Genomic DNA, 5,114 nt, shown 5'->3' with positions numbered 1-5,114 from the left:
ACTGAAAACGCAGATCAAACGCAGAATTGAGTAAAAAGAAGCGGAACAATTATGAACACAAGCTGATGCTGTAGATTAGACTGCAAAGTGTATGAAAACTGTACTCTCTTACCAAAAGTACAGCCTGATCGCTCATTACCTCAAAGTTAAGCGGGACTTAAGGTTAGGATGAAGGAGAAGGAGGGAGCAACACCGGCTATGCTCTCTTCATAGATATCAGCCCAGTAAGCTTCCTACACTCTGGTAGCGAGGCTCACCCATATATTCCCTGCGCCTTTTATGGCCGATTAAATGTGAAGGCTCATAGTATTTTCGATCCTTATCCATATCAAAGCGATACGAGACATAGGGATGTTGATCTCCAAAATACACATCAGTATGAGGCTGCTGCCCTGGGCGAATCTTATTTTTGCTCAGCACCTCCTCTATTTCTTTCAGGGCACGGGCAATATTTTCATTCTGATAACGAGGCAGCTTGTTGCCCTTGGGATGATCCAGAGAATATAAGGTAAATTGTCCCCCCATATTCAATCGCTCGTGGTCCTTACCCACACTTCGAGTCCAGGGAAAGGTGGATTTCCAGATAGGAAACGGACAATTATTCCTGTGTAATATTTCTGCTACCAGCGGCCAGGCTTTGTCATAATCATGGGGATGAACACTGATTCTGAATTTGTTGGCGGTTTCTGTCCCGGAGCCGTGTGAAGGAAGATACTCGGCATCTGCCTGAGGGTCGACATAAGAAATAAAGCCCATTGCATCTCTGCCTCTGTATGAATGCTTTTTAGCATCAAGCCATCCAAACTGCGGGAATCGGTACTTATCATACTGGCAGTTTTGCCGGGCATAATCAGGCTCAAAATGCCTCAGAAGATTTTCACAGCAATCGATCATTATATTGTTCAGAGTCTGCTCATCAACCTTGTCAGGACCGAACGCCTTGAATTGCAGGTAGAGTTCCTCCCGCAGATGATTCCGATAGTCATTCAGAAGTTCAGCAGGAATATCTTCAGGAATGTGCTTTCCAGGCACCTTAGAATTGATATAGCCCTTAAAGTTGCCACTTTCTGGCATCAAATCCTGTAACTTAGGCTCCCACTCTCTCATGGCCTGTCTGGTTTCTCTGCCTCTTACGATAAGATGGACAGCATCATTGACCCAATCCTGATATGCAGCTCCTTCCGGCATCCTGTCCTGATAGTAGAACTTCACTCCCAGCTCGCTGTAGGCCATTTGGAAATCTTCATCAGGGAAAAAGCCTGGCCTTTCCTTTTCCAAAGTAAGGTAGCCAATAACCTCCGCCGTGGAAGGAAACCAACCATCCAGACCTTTGTACTCACCTGTTTCAGGATTTCTCAACATGATCAGTAAACGATCTTCAGTTAATGCGGGATGTTGTTTCCTTACATCCATCAGCATCGTATCAAACGTTTCTCTTTGAACCTCTGATAAAGGTTTAACCGGTGCAGGCTTCTCCGCCTCATGTGGCACAGGCTTTTTAATGTCTTGAAGCTTCTGCGGGCGAAAGTCTCGGGACTTGGGCATATTAACTTCACCAACACCCATTTCGGGTTTACGTCCCAGCTGAACACCTGCAAGAAAGTCAGCACTGTCTTGTGGCAAGAGGTTATGTCTCATATCCGGTGGCAGCTGATTAAAGTCCTGCTGCAATACGATCACATCATCACGAGCCCAGCGGTTTCTGAAGTACCGAACTCCTGACAACGTGTCTCTATGCTCCCTATACAGAGTGCGGTCGATATCGTCTTCAACCCTGACGGAATCATTTCGATAGTGGAGGAACTGGCTGCCATCGATCTGGCGATCAAATTTGTGTCGCTCTGGTAAAGGCCTGGGACCAGGTCTGATACCAGCCTTAGTCAGACATTCTTCCAGCTCTGCCAGTTTTCCCTGCCAATGTACAGTATCCCGGTTGCCATACTCATTATCTTCATAAAGGTAAAGTGTGAATTCCTTACCCATCTGATCAGGGCTTTCCCGATTCTCCTGATCCAGAACCTTGGCGGCGTACATCCGGTTTTCCGGATTCATGATCCAGTCTTTAACTATGGGAAAGGCCCTGTCCATATCTTCCCGATTAACTGAGAGGTGCATTTTCCACTTCTGGGTGCCTTTCTCCATGATCCGATCATGCTTGAAGGCCGGACCATAACCACTGCGGGTATAGATCCGGTAGTTACCATCTCGCAGATATTCAAAGTCTTTTTCAGCAAACCTCGGCTCGTTACACAGGTGGTTGTAAGTCAGCTTGTCATCTTCCAGCGGGATAAACTTGTCACCATTAGAGGCAACATGAACTTCGTACCCCTGTCGTTCAGGTAATGGCTCTCCTCTCAGGCTCATTTGCAGGCTGGCATTGTTCAGGCTGGGCAGACTGTGCAGGGAACGGGGTGGCTCCTCTTCCAGAGCAACTTGCTCAGAACTTAACGCTTCAAAAACATGAGCTTGCTGAATTCTTCTTTCAGCCAGCTTGTTATTCAACCGATCCATCACTGTTGAGAAAGGACTAATCGTTTCTCTTAGAGAGTGCCCTGCCCCAGCAGTACCCATTATCCGATTGAGCCTTCTGTACAGTTCATGGGCTTTTGCGGTGAGATCCTCTGTATCCGGTCCTTCGCCATTTTCCGTCAGGCCCATCAGGGCCTCTGCGATATTCCGAAATTCCTCATTGAGTTGAGGACCATGATGTTTGGGATCGACAACATGCTGCCAGGCTAATTGACAGGCTCGCTCAAGATTTTCGGGCGTTTTTATGGGATTTACCCTTGGAGGGGGAGGCGTTGGGGCAGATGGAATACCCATTTCTTTCCGAATAAATTGTAAATAGTCATCACAATGTTTTTTAATCAGTGTGAAGGCATTACCCACCTCACCCTCTAACCGATTGAAAGCTTTCAACTCTAGCCTGTTCTCCTCCAGCCAGAACTGAATTGAAGTAGAGAACTGTATAAACTGGTTGAACAGTTTGGTGTCTGAAGAATGCAGAGCAAATAGCTTATAACTTTCTTTGAGCAGTTGTGGCAGATCATCAATTTCCTTTTTTATCCTCTCAGGATTGCCTTCCCGGACTGTCTGAACCATTTCATCAAGATATTCATGCATTCTCACCAGTTGACCACCCGATGAATAGACCATTCCATCCATCTTTTCTTTCAGGCTTTGAACGGTCAAGGTACCTAAATCGTCATCCTTCACTGCTACTATTCCACGGGTTGAGATACCTGCCTGCTCACATAACCCTCTGGTAGCAAGATACATTTGATTGAGTTGTTTCTTCAGTGGTGCGAGATTCCTTGCCTCGCCCTCCCCAACCAGACCAACATACCTGCCAGCAGAGGAGAGAGCACTCCATAGCATGCCAGATGGGGTTTCCGGCATTTTCAAATGACCATCCTCCCCGACATCAGGCAACCCTGCCTCAAGCTGCTTTCCTTTGATGTTCTCGCAGTCTTTCTGCCAGGCGCGGATTGTTCCATAGACTTTGGGTAATGCCGGAAGCACGTCTACATTCCTTTTCAAAGAGTTGAATTGGAAAGGCTATCGGCCATAGACAGAGAATTTAAAGCAGGTTTAAAAATTGAAATCCATTTTGGTTGTTAGCCTAAAAGGCTTATAGCGTTAGAAAACAAATCGTTTAGATCAGTCATTGACTGACTTATTCTATTTTGGCTGGGAATCCCGTGATTATTTCAACGGATATCGACTACTATGAAAATGCGCTCGAAATGAATAAAACCGGCACATTCACATATACAACCGCAACTCTCTCTGACTTTTTACTGAATCCACTTATCCCCAGGAGCTGATGACAAAAAAGTCATTTGCAAGACTATCCAATGGAAAACAAAACTCAGCGCGTATTCGAGATCAAGAGCATTGCCCTGGTCGCCCATGATAAAAAGAAGGAAGAACTCGTCGACTGGGCCTACCGGTTCAGAGAAGGTTTGAGTGGCCACCAGCTCTACGCTACAGGAACCACAGGCGCCATTCTGGAAAAACGAATTCAACTGCCTGTCTGCAGGCTGGTTAGTGGCCCCCCTGGGAGGCGATCAGCAAATTGGCGCCATGATTACGGAAAACAAACTGGATCTTCTGGTCTTTTTCCTGGACCCCTTGCAATCCCAACCCCACGACCCGGACATCAAGGCACTGCTAAGAATTGCGGCAGTCTGGAACATTCCCTTCGCCTGTAACCAAAGTACTGCTGAATTTGTTATCTCATCTCCTTTGATGAGCAAGGATCACGAACGGCTTGTTCCTGATTATGAACAGTACTTACTGACACGACCCATTGAGTAATGACTTACGAGCTTTCACTTGAACAGGAACAACAGATTCAAATTAGCGTCACCGTATGTGTTGATTTGTAAATCACCTAAAAAAATGGTCCATCTAAGCATTGCCATTAAAAGACACGTGATGTATTTTTAAGCTGCGTAAAATACGTACAAAAAATAAAAACCAGCATGGATGTTTGATTAAGATGTTATCATGGAGATCGTCTTTCGTTCCGTTTATCCTTTTTTTATTACTTCAAGGCTGCGGTGGTGGCGGTGGAGGAAGTAATGATGCCGAAGGGGATTCCTCTACGCCAACGCCAACGCCAACGCCAACGCCAGATAATGTATTAGATATTCCTGCCTTACCACCGTCAGTGGGCTCAACCGATGGAGAAAATACAATTGAAAAAAATCCAACAGCTTTGTTTCGGTTAACAGAATCTAATATCTCAAGTAATTATCCATTACTTCATACACCATTCTCAACACTCGGAAAATCTTCTGAACTTGAAAATGTAAGATCATTAGACGATGGCCGAATTCATATTCGGCACGCCACCGTTGACTCAGCAGAGATGTTCGGCGGATTACTCACTGATGATAATGGCAACGACTATCAAGCAATAACTGTTAGACCTGTTATACATGGGTCTTACGAATTCCTGGAAAAAACAGACAGCGTTTTATATCAAGGTAGGCCGCTTCGCGGCGACTTTTTGCCCAGTGCAGCCCTCCAACCTATGGGAAATACCCGTCATTTTCTTTTGTCTATCCTTACTGACTTTGATCCCGAGAACAGCAAAGGATAGAGCC

At 45.7% G+C, this 5,114-nt stretch carries 3 protein-coding genes; 2 read left to right on the top strand and 1 reads right to left on the bottom strand.

Translation table 11 applies throughout. The features are described from left to right. Positions 1 to 216: 216 nt before the first annotated feature. Positions 217 to 3,522, bottom strand: coding sequence for a hypothetical protein (locus tag ACR2PX_RS13350; protein WP_433999845.1), 3,306 nt, complete (start codon positions 3,520 to 3,522; stop codon positions 217 to 219). A gap of 447 nt (positions 3,523 to 3,969) precedes the next feature. Between ACR2PX_RS13350 and ACR2PX_RS13345 the strand changes: the two genes are divergently transcribed. Further along, positions 3,970 to 4,320, top strand: coding sequence for a methylglyoxal synthase (locus tag ACR2PX_RS13345; protein WP_433999844.1), 351 nt, complete (start codon positions 3,970 to 3,972; stop codon positions 4,318 to 4,320). Between the two features lie 175 nt (positions 4,321 to 4,495). Continuing rightward, complete coding sequence (locus ACR2PX_RS13340; protein WP_433999843.1) at positions 4,496 to 5,110, top strand: hypothetical protein; 615 nt, start codon at positions 4,496 to 4,498, stop codon at positions 5,108 to 5,110. Positions 5,111 to 5,114: the final 4 nt, after the last annotated feature.

It is taken from the genome of Endozoicomonas sp., assembly GCF_051008435.1.
In the GTDB taxonomy this organism is placed as follows: domain Bacteria; phylum Pseudomonadota; class Gammaproteobacteria; order Pseudomonadales; family Endozoicomonadaceae; genus Endozoicomonas_A.
Note: the sequence above shows the minus strand (reverse complement) of the source record. Positions and strands in the feature narration are given on the sequence as shown.